Source organism: Serratia sp. GW822-FHT06D09, from assembly GCF_058799515.1.
Genome location: NZ_JBXALO010000005.1, coordinates 331,403 through 350,681, shown reverse-complemented (window position 1 = coordinate 350,681; position 19,279 = coordinate 331,403). Strand labels below are relative to the sequence as shown.

17 protein-coding genes are annotated in these 19,279 nt (G+C 56.6%); 10 read left to right on the top strand and 7 right to left on the bottom strand.

The window, feature by feature from the left end:
- The first annotated feature begins 62 nt into the window (after nt 1–62).
- The 4 genes from AC1RKG_RS14890 (at nt 63) to feaR (ending at nt 6,341) form a co-directional block, all read left to right on the top strand.
- The gene (locus tag AC1RKG_RS14890) at nt 63–2,999 is read left to right on the top strand and encodes a condensation domain-containing protein (protein WP_493183343.1); all 2,937 of its coding nucleotides are present in this window, start codon (nt 63–65) and stop codon (nt 2,997–2,999) included.
- 46 nt (nt 3,000–3,045) lie between these two features.
- Nucleotides 3,046–4,278 carry a YncE family protein gene (locus AC1RKG_RS14885; protein ID WP_046374410.1) on the top strand — a complete coding sequence of 411 codons (1,233 nt, stop codon included), beginning with the start codon at nt 3,046–3,048 and terminating at the stop codon, nt 4,276–4,278.
- A gap of 306 nt (nt 4,279–4,584) precedes the next feature.
- Nucleotides 4,585–5,226 carry a DsbA family protein gene (locus tag AC1RKG_RS14880; protein WP_046374409.1) on the top strand — a complete coding sequence of 214 codons (642 nt, stop codon included), beginning with the start codon at nt 4,585–4,587 and terminating at the stop codon, nt 5,224–5,226.
- A gap of 200 nt (nt 5,227–5,426) precedes the next feature.
- The gene (gene feaR, locus AC1RKG_RS14875) at nt 5,427–6,341 is read left to right on the top strand and encodes a transcriptional regulator FeaR (protein ID WP_142815821.1); all 915 of its coding nucleotides are present in this window, start codon (nt 5,427–5,429) and stop codon (nt 6,339–6,341) included.
- A gap of 200 nt (nt 6,342–6,541) precedes the next feature.
- Here feaR and AC1RKG_RS14870 read toward each other — a convergent pair whose 3' ends face one another.
- The 3 genes from AC1RKG_RS14870 to tehB form a co-directional block, all read right to left on the bottom strand.
- Nucleotides 6,542–8,041 carry an aldehyde dehydrogenase family protein gene (locus tag AC1RKG_RS14870; RefSeq protein ID WP_493183340.1) on the bottom strand — a complete coding sequence of 500 codons (1,500 nt, stop codon included), beginning with the start codon at nt 8,039–8,041 and terminating at the stop codon, nt 6,542–6,544.
- Between the two features lie 153 nt (nt 8,042–8,194).
- Nucleotides 8,195–8,833, bottom strand: a complete 639-nt coding sequence (leuE, locus tag AC1RKG_RS14865) for a leucine efflux protein LeuE (RefSeq protein WP_142815820.1) — start codon at nt 8,831–8,833, stop codon at nt 8,195–8,197.
- Between the two features lie 178 nt (nt 8,834–9,011).
- Nucleotides 9,012–9,872 carry an SAM-dependent methyltransferase TehB gene (tehB, locus tag AC1RKG_RS14860; RefSeq protein WP_176983605.1) on the bottom strand — a complete coding sequence of 287 codons (861 nt, stop codon included), beginning with the start codon at nt 9,870–9,872 and terminating at the stop codon, nt 9,012–9,014.
- Nucleotides 9,873–10,155: 283 nt separating this feature from the next.
- On the opposite strand from tehB, the gene AC1RKG_RS14855 reads away from it, so the two are divergent.
- Entirely contained in the window at nt 10,156–11,274 is a 1,119-nt protein-coding gene (locus AC1RKG_RS14855) for a DUF1615 domain-containing protein (RefSeq protein WP_142815818.1), read from the top strand.
- Between the two features lie 99 nt (nt 11,275–11,373).
- Here the strand turns inward: AC1RKG_RS14855 and AC1RKG_RS14850 are convergent, their stop codons facing one another.
- Nucleotides 11,374–13,050, bottom strand: coding sequence for an alpha-keto acid decarboxylase family protein (locus AC1RKG_RS14850; protein ID WP_129941105.1), 1,677 nt, complete (start codon nt 13,048–13,050; stop codon nt 11,374–11,376).
- A gap of 813 nt (nt 13,051–13,863) precedes the next feature.
- Here AC1RKG_RS14850 and pagP point away from each other — a divergent pair.
- The 3 genes from pagP (at nt 13,864) to AC1RKG_RS14835 (ending at nt 15,569) form a co-directional block, all read left to right on the top strand.
- Entirely contained in the window at nt 13,864–14,457 is a 594-nt protein-coding gene (gene pagP / locus AC1RKG_RS14845) for a lipid IV(A) palmitoyltransferase PagP (RefSeq protein WP_170868519.1), read from the top strand.
- 250 nt (nt 14,458–14,707) lie between these two features.
- The gene (locus tag AC1RKG_RS14840; protein ID WP_020825399.1) at nt 14,708–15,193 is read left to right on the top strand and encodes a YjjA family protein; all 486 of its coding nucleotides are present in this window, start codon (nt 14,708–14,710) and stop codon (nt 15,191–15,193) included.
- Nucleotides 15,194–15,305: 112 nt separating this feature from the next.
- Nucleotides 15,306–15,569, top strand: coding sequence for a putative hemolysin (locus AC1RKG_RS14835; RefSeq protein WP_020825400.1), 264 nt, complete (start codon nt 15,306–15,308; stop codon nt 15,567–15,569).
- Between the two features lie 9 nt (nt 15,570–15,578).
- Here AC1RKG_RS14835 and AC1RKG_RS14830 read toward each other — a convergent pair whose 3' ends face one another.
- Entirely contained in the window at nt 15,579–16,196 is a 618-nt protein-coding gene (locus AC1RKG_RS14830) for a hypothetical protein (protein ID WP_020825401.1), read from the bottom strand.
- Nucleotides 16,197–16,302: 106 nt separating this feature from the next.
- Nucleotides 16,303–16,992 (bottom strand): ZIP family metal transporter, encoded by a 690-nt coding sequence (locus tag AC1RKG_RS14825; protein ID WP_020825402.1) that lies wholly within the window; start codon nt 16,990–16,992, stop codon nt 16,303–16,305.
- A gap of 133 nt (nt 16,993–17,125) precedes the next feature.
- Here AC1RKG_RS14825 and AC1RKG_RS14820 point away from each other — a divergent pair, with 133 nt between their 5' ends.
- Entirely contained in the window at nt 17,126–17,893 is a 768-nt protein-coding gene (locus tag AC1RKG_RS14820) for a DeoR/GlpR family DNA-binding transcription regulator (protein ID WP_493183337.1), read from the top strand.
- A gap of 16 nt (nt 17,894–17,909) precedes the next feature.
- Entirely contained in the window at nt 17,910–18,293 is a 384-nt protein-coding gene (locus tag AC1RKG_RS14815; protein ID WP_020825404.1) for a VOC family protein, read from the top strand.
- On the opposite strand, the gene AC1RKG_RS14810 is transcribed toward AC1RKG_RS14815, so the two are convergent.
- Nucleotides 18,294–19,202, bottom strand: a complete 909-nt coding sequence (locus AC1RKG_RS14810) for a LysR family transcriptional regulator (protein WP_493183336.1) — start codon at nt 19,200–19,202, stop codon at nt 18,294–18,296.
- Between the last annotated feature and the right edge of the window lie 77 nt (nt 19,203–19,279).

Below are 19,279 nucleotides of genomic sequence, written 5' to 3'. Positions count from 1 at the left end.
CCTGTTTATGACCCGCGTTCCCCCCGAGGTTCCGGTATGGCCGGGCACAAGGAGATAGAGCAGTGAGCGGTTATTTTGACAATATTCTCAGCGATGACGAGGCCCAGCGTCTGGACCTGGCGTTTCAGACGCTGGGCGAGCGGGCGGCGGATGCCTCACAGCCATTGAGCGAAGCGGAAGAACTGGCGTGGTTCATGCACCAGCAGCGCGGCGACGGCGGTTGCCAGCAGGCGATGGCCTGGCGACTGGGCGGCGAGCCGGATATCGGCAGACTGGCCAGCGCGCTGGAAGCCCTGACCCGGCTGATGCCGGAACTGGACGTTCGTTACGATTTCGACGATGAGCAAGGCTTACGCAAACTGCGCGGCAACGCAACGCTGAATCCGGTGAGCATTCAGCCTGTCGCGGACGAACAGCAGGCGGTAAGCCATCTGTTGCAGGCGCAGGCGACGCCTCTTGAGTTGGCAAGCGAAGCGCCGCTTCGTTTTCTGCTGTTTACCGGTGCCGGTTCGGTGCTGGGCGTCGTTGCCCACGATATTTTGGCTGAAAGGCTGTCGTGTCGACAATTATTGACGATGCTGTCGGCGCTGTATAATCGCCATGATCCCCTGCCAGTCCCGGACACTCTGTCGCCGGTTGTACTGAATACGCCATTGCCGGAAGCGACGGAGCTGGTTCTGCCGTGGCCACGCCATGCGACAGCGCTGCGGGACTACCGACAATTGGCAGCACAGGACGAGCGTCTGGCGCAGGCCGGGGTACGTATAGCGACCCGCGTGGCACGCAAGATTTTGCCCGTAACCGATAACCCAACCACCTTACTGGCGGCGATCGCCGTTCGCTTTGGCCGCTTTATCGCCGCTCAGTCCGGCGGGCAACCGGTGCAGTTGTGCGTGCCGCTTGACGACGCACAACAGGCAAACGGCATGGACGGCTGGCAGGGCGCTAGCCGATTGAAACGCCTGACCTTGCAGCCTGCGGATCAGGAGGCGGAAAGCCGACTGCTGGCACAGCAAACGGCGGAAACGCCCAACCCAGAATTGGCTCAGCTTCTGGTGAGCTGGCTGGCGGATCCTTCGGTGGCGCTGCAGTTGGATGGGGTTAACGCTGAACGCCTGCTGTTACCGCCGCTGCATACGCCTTTTGAACTGATGCTGGCTTTGAGCCTGCCCGAGCCGGACTCGATGGTGTTGGAGCTAGTGGCGGATCCGCGCCTGACCCCGCATGTCGCGCCGTTCCTGCTGGAGCAGTTCGTCGCTTATCTCGCCGGACGGACGATTACGACAGCCCTGCTGCCTGCCACTGAGCAACCGTTGGCCCAGCCCGAAGCTGTTCTGGCGGGAGAGGATGCACAACAACAAGAAAATGATGAAATCGCCCAATTGATCCTGGCGGAATTCCGCGATGCCCTGGTGGCGCCGGACATGACCGTCGATGAAGATTTCTTCGATCGCGGCGGGCATTCGCTGGTCGCGACCCGCGTCATCGGTCGCTTGTTAAGCCTGCACCGTATCGAACTCAACATTAACGACTTGTTCAGTCACGCCACGGCCCGAGGGCTGTCGGCCTACGCCAAACGTCAGGCGGTTACGGCACCGGCAGTGCAAGCGCCCAGTACAGCGCTGCGGGATGAGGTGGTCCAGGCACCGCTGTCGCTGGCCCAGCACTCCCTGTGGAAAGTGTACGAGGCCTTCGGTCACGACGAGATTTTCAATCTGCCTTTCGCCATCAATTTCCTCGATCCGGTGGATGAAATGGCCCTGCGTCAGGCGTTTATCGACGTCATGACGCGCCACAGCGTATTGCGTTCACTGTTTATCGAACATCAGGGGGAGGTTCGCCAACAGGTCGTGCCTGCGGCTGAGCTGCTCGATTTCGAGTGGTTCCACTTCTCTCATGAAACACCGGCCGGTAACGCCAGCGAACTGTTGGCCAAGGCCGGCGACCACCGCTTTGATCTGACCCGCGAGCTGCCGCTGCGCGCTACCTTCCTGCGTGACGCGGCAACCGGCCGGCAACTGCTTTCGCTGCTGTTCCACCATGTGGTGCTGGATGAATGGTCGCTGAACCTGATGATGGACGAGCTGGGCATCGCCTACAGCCACCGTGTGGCAGGGCAGAAGCCGCAGTGGAAAGGTGAAGTGCCGCAGTTTTATGCCTTTGCCCGGCAGCAGCAGGCCGGCGGCGTCGCACAGCAACACCTGGACTATTGGCTCGATAACCTGCGCGATGCGCCGGTCGGTCAGCCGCTGTTCCAGCAGGAACCTTCGCACCATCCTGCAGTCCCGGCCGATGCAGACGTCAACGGCGGATGGCTGGAATTTGACGTCGAACCAACGGTGGCTGAGGGGTTGTACGCGCAGGCCAGGAAGAACAACGCTTCACTGTTCAACGTGGTCTACGCCGGTATCACTACGGCGCTGCGCCTGTTGGGCGGTCCGACGGATCTGCTGGTGGGGACTTCCACCTCCGGCCGTAACGACGCCGAGTTCTTTGACACCATCGGCTACTTCACCACGGTGGTGGTGCACCGGGTGCGCTTCACCGAACAGCTGACGGTCGCTGGGCTGATTGACCAGGTGAAAAACACCATCAACGGTTCTATGCCTTACACCGATATTCCTATCGATCTGGTGGAAGAAGGGCTGTTTGGCGCTCATGCCGACCGCAAGAACCACATGTTCGAAGTGTTCATTCAGATCCACAGCCGTATCAAGCTGAACGGGGCATTTACCCTGCAGGACGGCAGCACGGTGGCCTATCGTCAGGTGGAGCCGGAGAAAACCGAATCGCTGCTCGGTTTGCAGTTTGAAGTGATGGAAGAAAACCTCGACGGCGTGAAATCCCTGCGCGTGATGATGACCTACCGTACCGATCATTACACCGCGCAACAGGCGGGGTTGATCGCTGCAACTATTCAGCACGTGTTCTCTCACTTTGCCCAACAGGCTGGTGGGGACATGCCACTGTCGGCCTTGCCGCCGGCGCCACAGCAATAACGTTGTTCACCCTAACTGACTTTATTACTTTCATGGAGATAAACGGATGTCTGGAACAATAGGAACACCCCGCGCTTTACTGTCGCTGTTGATTGCAACGTCGTTGGTGGTGGCCGGTGCGGCGCAGGCCCGTGACGCAGGGATCACTCAGCAGGATATCAAGCGCCAGCCGTTGTCGTCGGCGCTGGTGGAAATGGCCTACAGCCCAAGCCAGAAGTCGCTGTTCGTCAGCGCACCGGACTGGAAGGAAGAGGCGAAATCCCGCGTGTTGCGTCTGGATCCGACCACGTTGGCGGTGCAGGCGGAGATCCCTCTGCAGGTGAAGGGGTTCGGCGTAGCCCTGGATGATGCCGGCCACCGGCTGTATCTGACTCAAGGGTTCAATGGCTCGGTCGGCGTGGTGGATACCACCACCAACCGTGCGCTGGACAGCATTCCAGTGACCGAAAAAACGATGCTGGAACAGACCTACAAAGAGGCCGGCATCAGCGGCAAGCGCCTGGAGTTCCTGCTCAAGGAGCTTAAGCGCTTCAAGATCACCGAAGACTACCAGTACCGCATCCGCGAAATGAAGTATGACGCGCAGAGCGGCCGCCTGTTCTTGCCGGGGTTGGGTTTTGGGGTAGACAGCGTGCTGTTTGTGGTCAACACCCGGACTCAAAAGCTGGAGAAAATGATCCCCGGTTTCGGCTACAACGCGGTGGGCATCACTCTGGATGAGAAAGGACGGCGCGTATTTGTCTCTAACATGCAGGGGCAACTGATTACCCTGAATGCCGATACCCTGGCGATCACCTCCACCAAAGAGATTCAAGCGGATCAGCTGCTGAACCTGGTGTACGACGGGAAGAATAACCGTCTGTTAGGGGTGGATCAGGGGATCGACCGCGACAACTACCGCAACACCCACCTTGAGCGCGACTACGTGAAGCGCAGCAGCGGTCACCGGGTGTTTGCGCTGGATGCGGACAGCGGCAAAGTGTTGGCCAGCGAACTGACCGATGAAGTGCCAATTGGCCTGCTGTTGGACGATCGCAACCAGCGTGTGTACGTCGCCAACCGCAAAGGGATCCGCGTCGATCATGGCGCAGGTACGTTGACGGTGTTTGATTCAAACAGCCTCAAGCGCCTGCAAACCGTAGAACTGCCGCCGCACCCTAACAGCCTGGCGCTGGACACCAGCAACAACGTGCTGTTCGTGACGGTGAAGAATGACGGAGCCAGCACCAAAGCCGGCAAACCGGAAAGCGTAGTCCGTATTCAACTGCCAAAAAACTGAGTGTGATCCCGCTGCGTCAGTGAAGGCTGACGCAGCGTATTCTTGGCATAAGTCTTCTTGTCCGCAGTGAATCCATACTCACCAATGTTGTTATTAATTAACGGCATACTCATTTCGCTGCCGCCTCTTCTGAGGCGGTTGTGTAGCATGACGTCTGGGGCGCAGAACGCCACTGACGGCCCGCATAGCCCCTTGATGTGAGCCAATCCCACATAAACACAAGGTAATAAAAACTGGTCTTGTTCCGATAATTTGATTATAAACACCGCCGTTAGGGACAATGTTCTCATCTGAATTGGAGTAGTTATGTTGGCTAAAGTTAATCGGCTGTTCGCCGGTGCGCTCCTGGCGCTATTGCTTCCTGCTGTCGCCGTGGCGGCGGATTACCGTGCTGGCGAGCAATATTCTCGCCTGGATAAACCGGTGGCGTCAGCCCCTGCGGTGGTGGAGTTTTTCTCTTTTTATTGCGGCCCTTGTTATCAGTTTGCCGAAACCTACCATGTGGGCAGCACCGTCAGCCAGGCGCTGCCTGAGGGCACCAAGCTGACCAAATATCATGTCGGCCTGATGGGCAAATTGGGCAATGAGCTGACTGAAGCCTGGTCGATCGCGATGGTGATGGGCATCGAGGATAAAATCGAAGGCCTGCTGTTTGACGAGCTGCAAAAAAAGCGCGCCATCAACAGTGAAGAGGATATTCAGCGGGTGTTTGCCGCCGCCGGCGTAGATGCCGCGGCCTATGAAAATGCGCGCCACAGCCTGTTGGTGAAGGGCTTGATTGCCAAGCAGAATGAAGCGGTGAAAGCGCTGGACGTACGGGCAACCCCCTCGTTTTATGTCTCCGGCAAGTACAAAATCGATAATGCCGGAATGGCGAGCCAAAGCGTTGACGGCTATGCAAAAGAATACGCGGCCGTGGTGCGTTATCTGCTGGATAGCCAGCCTTAATCCTCCCGATTTTCCCGTTTTTATCAACCCGGCTACGGCCGGGTTTTTCATGTCTGGAGCCATAAGGCGCAATTTGTGATCCCAGCGCCAGATCCCACTGTCGGCATTGCTTGTATGTTACTGGATTGTTATGTTGATTTTCTGTTCATTGCCGCTTGCGGTTCGAACGCGTCCATCGCTGATGTGTGAAGGGGGGATCCATGGCAATTTCCGTACCGGTCAGGGAGGTTGGCTTCGAAGAGTGGTTGGCGAAAATCAACTCCGCCTGCGGCCGGTTCTGCGCCCGAACTCTGGGGCCGGGATTTAGCGGCGCGATGCAGGAGTTTCGTGCCCATGCGTTACGTATGAGCGTGGTGGATGCGACGCAAACCCGCCTGTATCGAACCCAAAAAGAAATTAACCGCAGCGACGGCTCGCATTTTTTCACGGTCTTTCAACTGCGCGGCAGTTCATTGATGGAGCAGGGGGACCGACAGGCAGTCTTGTCCGCCGGTGACGTCACGCTGATCGACGCTTCACGTACCAGCAGTTTTACCTTTCAACAGGACTCCCGCCAAATCTCATTACTGATGCCGCGCAGCTATTTTGAACGGTCGGCACGTTTTAGCGATCTGCAATTCGCACGACGGCTGGATGGGCAAAGCAGCATAGCGCGCCTCAGTCGGCAACTGGTCTTGGGCTGCATGCAGGACGCGCAGATGAGCGCACCGGAGAGCGAGGCGATACTCAGTGCCGTGGCAACTCTGTTGCGCCCGGCGCTGGTGGAACCTGAAGTGGGAGCGGAGGTTTTCCCGCAGGCTTTCACCCGTACGCTGGCGTTTATCGATACGCATATCCAGTCGCCGCAGTTGCGGCCTGAGTGGATCGCCGCTGAACTGGGTGTTTCGGTACGCAGCCTGTACCGAATGTTTGCCCGTCAGGGACTGGTGGTGGCGCAATATATCAAGCACCGCCGTCTTGATTTGTGCGCTCAGGCGCTACGCACGGCGCCTGAGCGGCAAAAGTTGGTCACTATCGGCCATGACTGGGGTTTTGCCGATCACAGCCATTTCTCCACCGCCTTCAAAAGCCGTTTTGGCGTTTCGCCCAGCGAATACCGCAAGCAGTATCAGTAGCGCCCTTAAGGCGCTACTCAGATTATTGACAAAGGGGGATAAAAGCGTGGTTTTTCCCCCTTTGAGTTATCAGCCGAAAATCAATAATTTGATTTTCCTGATCTATTTTCAAAACCTTTAGCGCCTGCTGACAAACATTTTATGTTTATCAGCAGTATCAGTAGTGCTCTGAAGGGCGCTACTGGCCATTAAGGCGCGGTTCAGTAACGAATGCACACCGATTTGGATTCGGTATAAGCATCCAGCCAGTCCGGGCCGAAATCACGGCCGCTACCCGATTGTTTGAAGCCGCCGAAAGGCATGTTGGCGTCGATCAGCGTATGGGTGTTGACCCACACCGTGCCGGCCTGAATTCGTGGCGTGAAGGCCATCGCCGCTTGCAGGCTGGTGGTCCACAGGCTGGCGGTCAGGCCGTAGTCGGTGTCGTTGGCTTTGCGCAACGCTTCTTCAGCATCCGCCACGCGGATCAGATTGACCACCGGGCCAAACACTTCTTCGCGCGTCAGGTTCAGCTTGTCGTCCGGGTTAATTACCAGCGTCGGCGGAATATAGAACCCTTGCGAGTCCGGCCCGGTCGCGCCGCTGATCAACTCAGCGAGCTTGGATCTGGCATCGTCCAGATAGGCCGCCACTTTATTGCGGTGGTCGCTGGAGACCAGTGGGTTGATCTGCGCACTGGCATCCATGCCCGGTCCAACGGACAGGGATTTCACCGCCTGCTCGAACCCGGCCACCAAAGTGTCGTAGATTGGCGCTTCAATATAAATCCGCGAGCTGGCGGCGCACACCTGCCCCTGGTTCAGGAAGCTGCCCGCCATCAGGCCTTCGATAACCTGCTGCGGGTCGGCATCTTTCAGCACGATGGCCGGGTTTTTACCGCCCAGTTCCAGCGTCACGCGTGTCAGCCGGTCCGCCGCTGCGCGGGCGATGCCTTTGCCGACCGGCGTGGAGCCGGTGAAGCTCACTTTGGCGATCAGCGGGTGTTCGGTCAGCGCTTTGCCGCAGCCGGTACCTTTACCCGTCACCACGTTGAATACCCCCGGTGGAATGCCGGCTTCGGTCGCCAATTCGGCCATGCGCAGCAGGGTGAGCGGCGTGGTCTCCGAGGGTTTGATCACGATGGAACAACCTGCGGCCAGCGCCGGCATCACTTTCCACATACCGATCATCAGCGGGAAGTTCCACGGCACAATGCCGGCCACCACGCCAATAGGCTCTTTACGGGTATACACCTGATATTTGGCCCCCGGCGGCATGGGGATCGACACGTCCAGGGTTTGGCCGGTGATCTTGGTGGTCAGCCCGGCGGTGTAGCGCATCCAGTTCAGCGTGCAGCCTACCTCGAACATACGGGCAATATTGATCGACTTGCCCTGTTCCAGCGTTTCCAACTGGGCCAGTTCTTCGGTGTGCTGTTCAACCAAATCGGCATAGCGCAATAAAATACGCTCGCGCTCGGCAGGTAAACGTTGCGCCCAGACCCCAGAGGTAAACGCCTGATGGGCCGATTGTACGGCGCGAGCGACGTCTTGCGCGTTGGCGTCGGCGGTGGAGGAAATTTGTTGTCCATTGGCGGGGTTATACACCGCCAGCCGGCCTTCGGCGGTGGAACCACACCATTGGCCGTCGATATACAGCCCATGATGACGATCGAGAAAACGCGAAACGCTGTCCATCACTGCTACGTTATTGTCAGGCATACGCCCTCCTGTCAGACAAAAAAGGTCGCTATCGTTAACCTTAAAAGTCTATAGCAGGCAGAGAAGGAGGGCTTTTGTCTGTCTGACATTCGGTTTGTCGTGCGTGACAGAGTAGAGAAAACGGCTGAGGGGATCAGCCGTTAATGCGGCGAACTAGGAGCTGAGGGTAGCCAAACGAGTGGCGAAGCCGAGGAACAGCAGGCCGATCAGGCCATTACCCAGTTTTGCCAGGCCTTTCTTATGGTTAAAGAAATGCGCCAGCATCGCGCCGGAGAAGATCAGCGTGGTCATGTAGATAAAACTGACCGATTCGAGGATCAGCGCCAGAATGGTGAACGACAGGCCGGTGTGCGCATAGTTGAAGTCGATAAACTGCACGAAGAACGACACGTAGAACAGGATCGCTTTCGGGTTGGTCAGGCTGAGCGTCAGCGATTTGCGCAGGATGCTGTGGCCGCCTTCAATCTGTTGTTGCTGCGCCGTATTTTTCTGGATAAAGGTGGCGTAGAGAATTTTCGCACCGAGGAACAGCAGGTAAATTGCGCCGAGAAAACGCACCAGGGTAAACAGGAACGGCGTGGTACGGATCAGTGAAGCCACGCCAATATAGGCGCAGAAAATCAGGATCGCATCGCCGATAAACACGCCCAGCGCGGCGGTATAACCGGCACGTACGCCACGTGTCACACCGGTCTTCAGTACGTACAGCGTATTCGGGCCTGGCAGAATGATGATAAATACCACCCCGGCCAGATAGGTCCAAAGATTCAGGACGCCAAAACTCTCTAACACAATAACCTCTCCATGCGCGGAACTGACAGCCAATAACACTGGCTACACCCGTAGCCGGGCGCGATCCTAACGCCGCAGCGGCGGGTTGGCAACGTATTAAACTTCATGTTGTTTGCCGTATTTTGCTACAGGTCGGCGCCGGTCAATACTGTATCGAGCGGCGCCAATTGAAGGGATTTTAGGGTTTACGCGCCAGCAGCGTGGCAAAGCGCAGCGAAATGCGGTTACCGGCGGCGTCGGTTTTGTGCAGTTGGCCGACATCCTCGTTGTACTTCAGGATTTCCCAGTCGGCGTAATACTCCTTCAGCTCGCCCGGTTTAAAGGTGAAGGGGAAGGGCAGACTGCAAGGGTAATCCGGAGTATCCATCGCGGCGACAATCAGGTTGTAACCGCCGTTCAGGGTGCTGTCCTGCATGTTTTTCACCAGCCCTGGAATTCGCTCGCGGCTGAGGAACATAAACACCACGGTGGAAAGAATAAAGTCGTAATCGCCGCTGAAGGTGTGAGCATTGAGGTCTTGCACGCTGGCGCGAATGTGCGTCAGTCCTTCGCTATCAATGATGCTATTGAGGTTGTCGATCGACGGGCCATGTTTGTCCCAGGCGGTGACGTCAAAGCCTTTCAGATTGAGATAGAGCGAGTTGCGCCCGCCGCCGCAGCCCAGATCCAGCGCTTTGCCGGGTTTTATGCGCTGCACGGCTTCGATCACCTCGGAATGGGTGCGGGTCAGTTGGTGCTTTTTGTGGTAGTAATCCTCCGGTGAACAGTAGAAAGCCAGTTGGCAGGTCATATCATCGGAAAATGAAACGATGCGGTGCCATTGCTGTGGTTCGATAAACGGCGGCTGGCTCTCAGGGCTGAACTGCCAGGTTTCGGTAGTTTCGCCCTCTTCGGTCATCAACGCAAAGGTCAGGGTGCCGCTCAGCAGCGTGAGTTTGGCCCAGGTGCCGCTTTGGGTGTTGTGCTTTTGCTGGAAACTCTCCGGCAGCGTCACGCTGTTCCATACCGGCAGGGTTTTATAACAAAGCAGCTCATTCATGCGTCTCTCCTTAAATTTTGCGTTGCCCCGGTGTGGGCGAATAAAATGATTTTATATGTTGTATATAAAATACATCTTTATCAGCTCATTGAAAATGCCCGCGATCATGAAAGGTGTGATTAGAAGTGAGCAAGGCAAGATGCTTAACCCCACGGTCATTCCTTTAAGGTGTATTTCCTGGCAAACGCCTGCTCTCAGCTCCGGATCAACACATTTAGACTGGATCGGGGTCCGCTGCTGGGCTAACGTCACTGCAGTGTATGTCAAAACGATCAGGGAAAAGATGCCAATTCGCCGTTTTATCAACCCGATGACCTTGCGTCCGTTGAGCCTGGCCGCGCTGCTGGTGCTGGCCGGTTGTACCACGAAAACCACCACGACTTCACCGGTGCAGCGCCCGGCTGACGTCAAAGCTCAACTGGTGCGCTTGATGCCGGCTAACACCGCCGATCGCCAGGGCTGGGCCACCGATATCACCGCCGCTTTTGCCGCACAGGGTATCGAGCCCAGCGACCAAAACCTGTGTTCAGTGCTGGCGGTAACCGAGCAGGAGTCGACCTTCCAGGCCAATCCGCCGGTGCCAGGGCTGCCCAAAATCGCCTGGAAAGAGATCGACCGCCGCGCTGATCAGTTGCATATTCCCAACTTTTTGGTGCATACCGCTTTGCTGATCAAGTCATCGAACGGCAAGAGCTACAGCGAGCGTTTGGATAAGGTTCGCACCGAAAAAGACCTGAGCGATATCTTTGACGATATGATTGATTCGGTGCCGATGGGGCAAAAGCTGTTTGGCAGCCTGAACCCGGTGCATACCGCCGGGCCGATGCAGGTCAGCATCGCCTTTGCCGAAGCGCATGCCAAAGGTTATCCGTATCCGATCGACGGCTCGATCCGCCGTGAAGTGTTCACCCGCCGCGGCGGCATGTATTTCGGCATTGCCCACCTGTTGGGTTACCCGGCTGACTACAGCCAGCCGATCTACCGCTTCGCCGACTTCAATGCCGGTTGGTACGCCAGCCGCAACGCCGCTTTCCAAAGTGCGGTCAGCCGCACGACGGGCATTCCGTTGGCACTGGATGGCGACTTGATTAACTACGGCACCGACAAACCCGGCACCACCGAGCTGGCGGTGCGTACCCTCGGCAAGCGGCTCAATATGAGCGACTCGGCAATTCGCCGGGCGCTGGAGAAGGGGGACCTGCCCGAATTTGCCGATACCGACCTGTATGAGCGGGTGTATGCGCTGGCAGAGAAAACCACCGGCAAGAAACTGCCGCGGGAAATGCTGCCAGGCATTCAGTTGGAAAGCCCGAAAATCACCCGTAAGCTGACCACCGCCTGGTTTGCCAAACGGGTGGATGAGCGGCGCCAACGCTGCATGACGCGCGCTTCGGCAGGTTAAACCTGCGGCAACACCCGCTGCTGCAAAGTTTACAGCGGCAGGTGGTGCAAGGTCTGGAGGGATCCGCCGCGCATTGAGCTACGGCGGATCTTGACGCGGTTAAGCGCGACGCGGGTTGGTCAAGCCGAAGTTAAAGTTATTGCAGCGGTTGCAGAATTCCTTCATCACCGGCGGGGTGTCCATCATCGGCACCTTAACTTCGATAAAGGCCAGCCGATCCTGACGCGAGGCGTGTTCCAGCGCCAATTCCAACTGGTGGGTAGTTTCTACCGCCACGCTGAACGGCTTCGCCTGGGTATTGAGCACCGCCGGCAGTTTTGCGTAGTCCCAGGGGCCAATATCGTTGTACGACGAGTTCTCGCCAAGAATATAACGTTCGATGGTGTAACCATCATTGTTAATCAAGAAGATAATCGGCTTCTGATCGTAGCGCAGCAGGGTGGAAACTTCCTGAGCGGTAAGTTGGAAAGAACCGTCGCCAATGAACAGCAGATGCCGGCGATCCGGTGCGGCCATCATGGTCCCCAGCAGCGCCGGCAGGGTATAGCCAATCGAGCCCCAGATCGGTTGATTGACCACCTGAACACCGTCCGGCATACGCATGCCGCCAATCGCCGCGCCCGAGGTGCCATTCTCCACCACAATTACGTCATCGGCGCGAATAAAGCGTTGTATACGTTGCCATAAGTAAGCCTGATCGATAGGGGCATCGCTGGGGGTTGCCAACCGATGCCGCGCTTCAGGCAGGGGCGTCGGCGGGTGGCCTGTTACCTCTTCACCCAGTGCCAGCAGCGCCTGCAACAGGTCGGCGGTCGCCACTGCCGGATAAGAGGTGGTGCCCAGCTTCACGGAGAACGGCTGAATATCAATTTGCGCGTCAGCCGGGATCTGGTGCGAAAAATACCCGGTTGTCGAGTCCACCAGGCGAACGCCAAAGCTCAGCACGCAGTCGGCGTGCGCCATATGTTCATAGAGTTCGGGGCGCGAAAGGTTGCCGCTGTAACCGCCGATCCAACCCGGCGTGGTTTCCGGAATGATGCATTTGGCCGTCGGCATATTGGTGAGGGGAATGGCAAATTTATGTGCGACCTCGATCACTAATTGCTGCAGTTGAAAGCGATCCACCATTTGGTCGACCAGAATAATCGATTTCTTTGCCTGTTTTATTCGCGCCAGCAATGCCATGGCCGCCAACTGGACATTATATTGGTCGCTGGCTGGCAATTGCGGCGCGACCATTGCCTGAGTGATTTCAATTTCCACATCACAAATATCAGAAGGTAACTGTAAATAAACCGGTTTCTTTTCCGTCCAGGCACGGGAAATAACGCGAGGGATCTCCATCGCCGCATTTTCTGGCGTGATCAACGCTTGGGCGACGGTGAATTGTTTAAAACAGTTCATGACGTTATCAAAATTGCCGTCCGCCAGCGTGTGGTGCAGCAGCTCATGATTTTTCATTGCGTGCAGCGGCGGGGTACCGGCCAGGCAGACAACCGGTGCGGACTCGGCGTAAGCCCCGGCAATGCCGGACAGCGCGGCCAGATCGCCGACGCCGTAGGTGGTGATCAGTGCCCCAGCCCCTTTTAACCGTGCATAACCGTCGGCTGCGTAGGATGCATTCAGCTCATTGCAGTTGCCAATAAATTCAATATTGCTGTCGTGCTCGATCAATTCCAGCAGCGCCAGATTATAGTCGCCGGGTACGCCATAAATACGATCGATATTCAGGGTGCGGAGCTGTTGCAGGATGAATGCCCCGATAGTGATTTTCATGTGTTTCTCCGGATTTTTTATCTTTCTTTTATCAGGCAGAGAGCAGCAAATAACTTGCTGGCGATGTTGTGTTATGAGCAATTCAATAAACGTTCAGCCCTTGCAGACCGGGTCATGCTCGTTAGCTTTAACAATTATTTAAACTATCGGCTTGTTCAAGTTGAGTGGGGCGCATGAGAGGGTAGTTTGTTGTATTTGCGGGTTTACGTTGGGGGTGATGGGGATTAACCGCAGCGATGTTGTGGGTGGTATTTTTCACCAAATGTAATAGATATGTGAAATATGGCGACTGTGGCCGGAACATGGCGCACGGGATGATCACCGGTACTTTTGCCTGCCGCTAAAAATGACGGTGGAAAGTCATCCGTTTTCGCCGTTGCAGGGCTCTAAAACAGCGATGTAACTGCAAATTTACAGTCGTGCCGCCTGACAGGGCCTTGAGCTTATTGAGATTGCCGCAAAATGGGGGGAGAAAACCCACGAAAAGCGTGACGGCGATTGCAGTTGCTCTTTGGGCGGCAGTAAAGATTTCGCTACGTTCAGAGCAGGAAAGAAGTTCGCTAGCAGGTTGGTGAGCCGCCGGGTTTTACTTCGGCAGCGGCATTATTGCGGAGTATTCCGACAGACGGTGCATAGGGAGCGCAGTAGCCTGAGCGCCCGGAGTCGACCCGCCGGGCGCGCTTCCCTTTACCTGCGGCTAAACTTAACCAAGTGACAACGAGGTAGGAGAAAGCAGTTGGATAAATAAGATACAGCTTGATCTTGATGGGTCGATCGGTAAGAATCGCCGGCCTTATTTTTTACAGGAGTTTGATGATGTTTTTTAAACGGACAATTTTGGCTTGCTCAGTGGCGCTGCTATTTCCTGCACTACCTTCTTACGCTGAGGTTGGTGCAGAAAATGGCAGCGCGGCGCAGGCTGAAAAACCGGGGTTGTGGCAGCGTTTCACCGATAACGTGGCGGAAACCTGGAACAACTCGCCGAATAAAGACATTTATCTGCCGGCCATCACCTGGCATAACCGCTGGACTTACGACGACGAACATATCGATAAGTACAACGAGCGCCCCTGGGGCGCTGGCTATGGTATTTCGCGTTACGACAGCGACGGTGACTGGCACGGTATCTATCTGATGGCATTCAAAGATTCATTCAATAAGTGGGAGCCGATCGGCGGTTACGCTTATGAGAAGATCTGGCGTCCTTTGGACGACAAGGACTTCCGTCTGGGTCTGGGCTTCACCGCCAGTGTTACTGCGCGAGATAACTGGAATTACATTCCTATCCCGGCCCCGCTGCCTTTGGCTTCTATCGGTTATAAGCGCCTGACCTTCCAGGCCACTTATATTCCTGGCACCTATAATAACGGCAACGTGTTCTTCGCTTGGCTGCGTTGGCAGTTCTGATCCCCAGCGGGTCGCCCAGTTTGGCGGCCCATAGCCCCCCGAGCTGTACATTCCTCGCTCAAAAAATTACCTGAATTCTGAAAAAACGCCGTATTGCCGGCTAAAAGGAACTTGTCGCCGTAGGTGACGTCCCAAGAGGTGACCCGGCGCATTGCGCTGATTGCACACGATTCGCCCATCCGCTTTGTCCTGTTGCCAATGGCAAGGGGGGATGCTGAAAAGATGGCGAGATAAACAGGAGCTTTACCCCATGAACACCAAGCATCGTTTACTGCTGGCGCTGACATTGACTTCCGCCATGACTTGCGGCGCCGCTCAGGCAGCCGGCCTGATGGACTCCCTCAGCAGCGCGGCCGGTGAACTGAGTAAATCGGGTGGCAGCACCAGTGGCACTTCACTGTCTTCCCTGACCGGTTTACTGAACGGTGGCGACAAAGCGCTGAGCTCCAGCAGCATGACCAACGCGGCCGGCATCTTGCAGTACTGCGTGAAAAATAACGTCCTGTCGGCCAACGGCACCGAAGCGGTGAAAGACCAACTGCTGAGCAAATTGGGCATCACCAGCACGGAGAACGCCAAAAGCCAGGACTACCAGCAAGGGCTGGGCGGTCTGCTGAAAACCGGCGAAGGCAAGAGTCTGGATCTGAACAGCCTGGGCACTTCGCAAATCACTGAAAAAGTGAAGCAAAAAGCCTGTGATTTGGTCCTGAAACAGGGCGCGTCCTTTATTTCCTGATAGCCTGAACGGCGGTATGCTCCGGCTGCCGCCGTTTTTAACTTTCCCCGCCGTATTTCAAACGGGCCGGCTATCTGCGACGTGAAATAGACCGGGAGTGGTAAGAGAAAAAATGAAAAAAATTCTGATGGTTTCCCTGCTGGCAGGGATGGCGATATTACAGGGCTGCAGCATGAAATCCAACGATGCGCCACCGCCGCCGCAGGTAAAACCAATTGGCATGGCGAACCCGGCGGACGTGTATTGCACCAAGATCGGCGGCAAGCTGAACGCCAAGCAAAATGCTGACGGCCAGTATTCCACCTGTACCTTGCCAAACGGTCAGGAAATCGAAAGCTGGGAATTATTCCGCCGCGATCATCCGGTGAAGAAATAAGCCTCGCGATTAAAACTCGCGGTCGCTGATCGGCTGGTATTGCACACTGCCGTCCGTTTGCAGTTTCAGCGACAGCCGCCAATCCTGATGACGACTCAGGGTGAAAGGTTTGGAGCGGAAGTTACAGCCGGTTTTGATGTTTTTAATTTTCATCACGTATTCCCCGGCCGGGTTGGTTTTGATATTAAAACTGCCGGCTGCGGGAATAAAAACTTCCGCCAAACGCTGTGGCGCGCCCGGCGTCTCCAGTTTGACCAACACCGCAAAATTGTTGTTTTGATTATCCAGCGTCAGTTGTTGCAGTGGGTTGGCGGCTTTGCCTTCCGGCTGATGCAGGTAGCCAGCCGAAAGAGGCCAGGGTTGCCCGGCATTGTCATGCAGCGGGCCACCACACTGTTCGCGTGCTTCGCGCATCGGCATTTCACGCTGGATGGCCCGGTTGTAATCTGTGGTAGCCGTCGCGACAAACTCATCGTCATTTTGATCGGCTCGCAGATAGCGTTTGGCGCTGAAAACCCCAGCGGCAATCAGCATAAAGAAGATAAAAATCGTCAGGCGGCTCCTGAAAATGCCCCCAAACAGCCTGCCCGGCAATTGAAATAGCCACTTCGCAATTTTTGACAGCATCCTTTTCCCTTAGCGCCCAAGCCGTTACGTTCTGCGGTAACCTTGCTCGCCTCAGTATAGCCAAATCACTTGGGGTGAGGTAATAACCCCGTAAAATTCCTGAGTTTTAACCCATCCCTTCTTCCAGCAGCAACAGCAGTAAAAAACCGACAAAAAACATCGCGGTGGCGAGCGGGGTATCTTTACCTCCTTCATGCGCCTCAACCAACAGCTCCTCCGTGACCAGATAGAGCAAGGCAATCAGGCCGAAGGCCAGAAACGCGGTTAGCCAGAATGCCCCCAGCATGGCAATCGGCGCACCCAGCATACCGCCTAGTGGCAACAGCAGAGCCAGGCCGCCAATCGCCAGCATGGCTTTTATCCGTCGGCCGAAAAAATCACGTAAATCGCCCACGATCGACAGCCCCAGAAACAGCACTTCCAACGTTAGCGCGAGCGTCAATAACAGGCCCGCTTTTGCGCCGGCAGCGAAGGCGATGCCCAGCACCAGGCCATCGATAAAAATATCCACGCCGACGGTTGCCACAAAGCCCACCGGCCCCTGAGCCCGTTCGCCCAAACGCCTGACCAGCAGCATCATCAGCACACCTGCGGCACCACCGAGCAGTACTGCCCAGGGCGATTGTTGCTTGAGGTCGGGCAGAATTTCGGTCGCGGCCGCGGCAAAGACGATACCAGCGGTAAAGTGATGAATGATGCGCATGGCGGCATCGCCAGGGCGGCGGTACAGCGCGATGGCGGCGCCAATGACGGTTGCTGCGGCGGGGAATAAGGTATAAAGCACGGCTGAGGTCATCAATAGTCCTTTATTTGAGACGTAAAGTTTCAGTCTAGCCCAGCGCTGCCCTTTCGTAGCGTTGCATAAAAATTTGTACGTTTATGCACGTTTGTGTACATTTGTGATCACTTGTTCGTCATCGAGAAGCCGAATGTCCAAAATGTTGCCCAATCAGCGCCACGACGCGATCCTCGCTACCTTGCAGCAGCAGGGGCGAGTGCTGGCGGTTGAAATGGCGGAACGCCTGAACACCACCGAAGCCACCATTCGGCGCGATCTGCGCCAGTTGGCGGCACAAAACCTGTGTAAACGCATTTATGGCGGTGCGCTGGCACCCACGCCGGCAACCGGCCCTATCAGCGCAAGGCTGCAATTGAGCGGTGACGAGAAGCAGGCACTGGCGCTGGCTGCGCTGGCATTGGTCAAGGAAGGGCAGGTTATTTTCCTCGATGCCGGCAGTACCCACCTTTATTTAGCCGAGCTGTTGCCGCGCGATTTGCGGCTGACGGTGGTGACTAACGCATTGACTATTGCCGGCAAAATGCTGGAACAGCCGGGGATCCGCACGATTTTAATCGGCGGTGAGCTGGATGCCGACATTGGCGGCTGTGTGGACGCCAAGGCGGTACAGGAAATCGACGATTTTTACTTTGACCTCGCTTTCGTCGGCATTTGTGCTTATGACCCGGGCTGCGGTTTCTCGGCGCTGAATTATCAGGATGCCCAGTTCAAGAAGCGTCTGCTGGCGCGGTCAGGCGCCTTGGCGGTGCTATGCACCGGCGACAAACTCAACACCTATGCCCCCTACAGCTTTTTGCCCGCCCATCGGGTCGATTATTTAGTCACGCCACCTGGCCGTCATCCGCAGCTCGAACAGCAGATCACGCACAGTGGCGGCAAAGTATTGTACAGCGATTAACCCATTGGAGACTGAGATGAAAATAGCCCATGTTGCACTCTGGACCCGCGATATTGATGCCCAGGTGACGTTCTGGCAGCGGTACTTTGACGGTGTTGCCGGGGAACAATACGTTAGCCGGAACCGTCCGGGGTTTGTTTCCCGCTTTGTCAGCCTTGCGGCGGGGCCAACGCTGGAGATCATGAGTTTGCCGGATCTGCTGTCAGCGGAGCAGGCCAGTGAACGTGTGGGTTGGGCGCATATTGCTTTGTCGGTGGGAGAGGAAAGCCGTGTCGATCAGTTGGCGCAGCGCGCGCAGCAGGAGGGGATCCTGCAGGCGGCGCCACGCTGGACAGGGGACGGTTTTTATGAGGCGATCATCCGTGATCCGGACGGTAACGCCATCGAAATCACCGCCTGATCACTCCTCTTCGATGCTGGCGAACTGCTGCCCCAAATAGTCGAGCAGCAGCCGCACCGCCGGCAGCAGGCCGCGGCGTGACGGGTAAACCGCATGCACCACGCCGCCCTGCGGTTGCCAACCCGGCAGCAACTGCACCAACTCACCGCGCAGCATATCGTCACGCATCATCATTGACGGCAATTGCACGATGCCTGCACCGGCAATCGCCGCAGTTCGCAGCATCAGCATATCGTCCGTCACCAGCCGTGGCCTGTGTTCCCACTCCATTTTTTCTCCCTGCGGCCCGGTCAACTGCCACAGGTGCTGTGCGCGTGCCGGACCGAGATCCAGGGTGGGGTATTTATGCAGCTCTTCCGGTTTGTCCACTGGACCCAGGGTTCGAACCAGCGCCGGGCTGGCGGCAACGCACCAAGTGCGCTGCGCCAAAATTTTCAGCACCAGATCGCTGTCTTCCAGCGGCGGTGGCCGCACGCGGATGGCCAGATCCAGGCCTTCACCCACCACATCTACCCGGCGATTAGTCGCTTCCAGATGCACCGTGACCTTCGGGTAATCGGCCATAAAGGCCGCCACCATGCTGCCGACCCGAGTGTGCAGAATGGCCACCGGGCAAGTCATGCGCACCGTGCCACAGGGTTCGGCGCGGGTTTGTTCGATGGCTTGCTGTGCGGCATCGGCTTCTACCAGCATGGCCTTGCAGTGCGCATAGTAATTCAGACCGACGTCGGTGACGGAAAACCGTCGCGTCGAGCGTTGGATCAGGCGTACGCCCAGGCGTTCTTCCAGTAGCGCTATGCGTCGACTCAGTTTGGACTTGGGGATACCCAACGCCCGGCCGGCGGGGGCGAAGCCCTGATGGTCGACTACGCTGGCGAAATAAAAAAGATCGTTCAAATCGGTGAACATCGCCTGTCCTTGTCATCGTTCTATATCTAGAACACTGAGTGTACATCTTGCCTACTACTGCGGCAAACGCCGCAGGA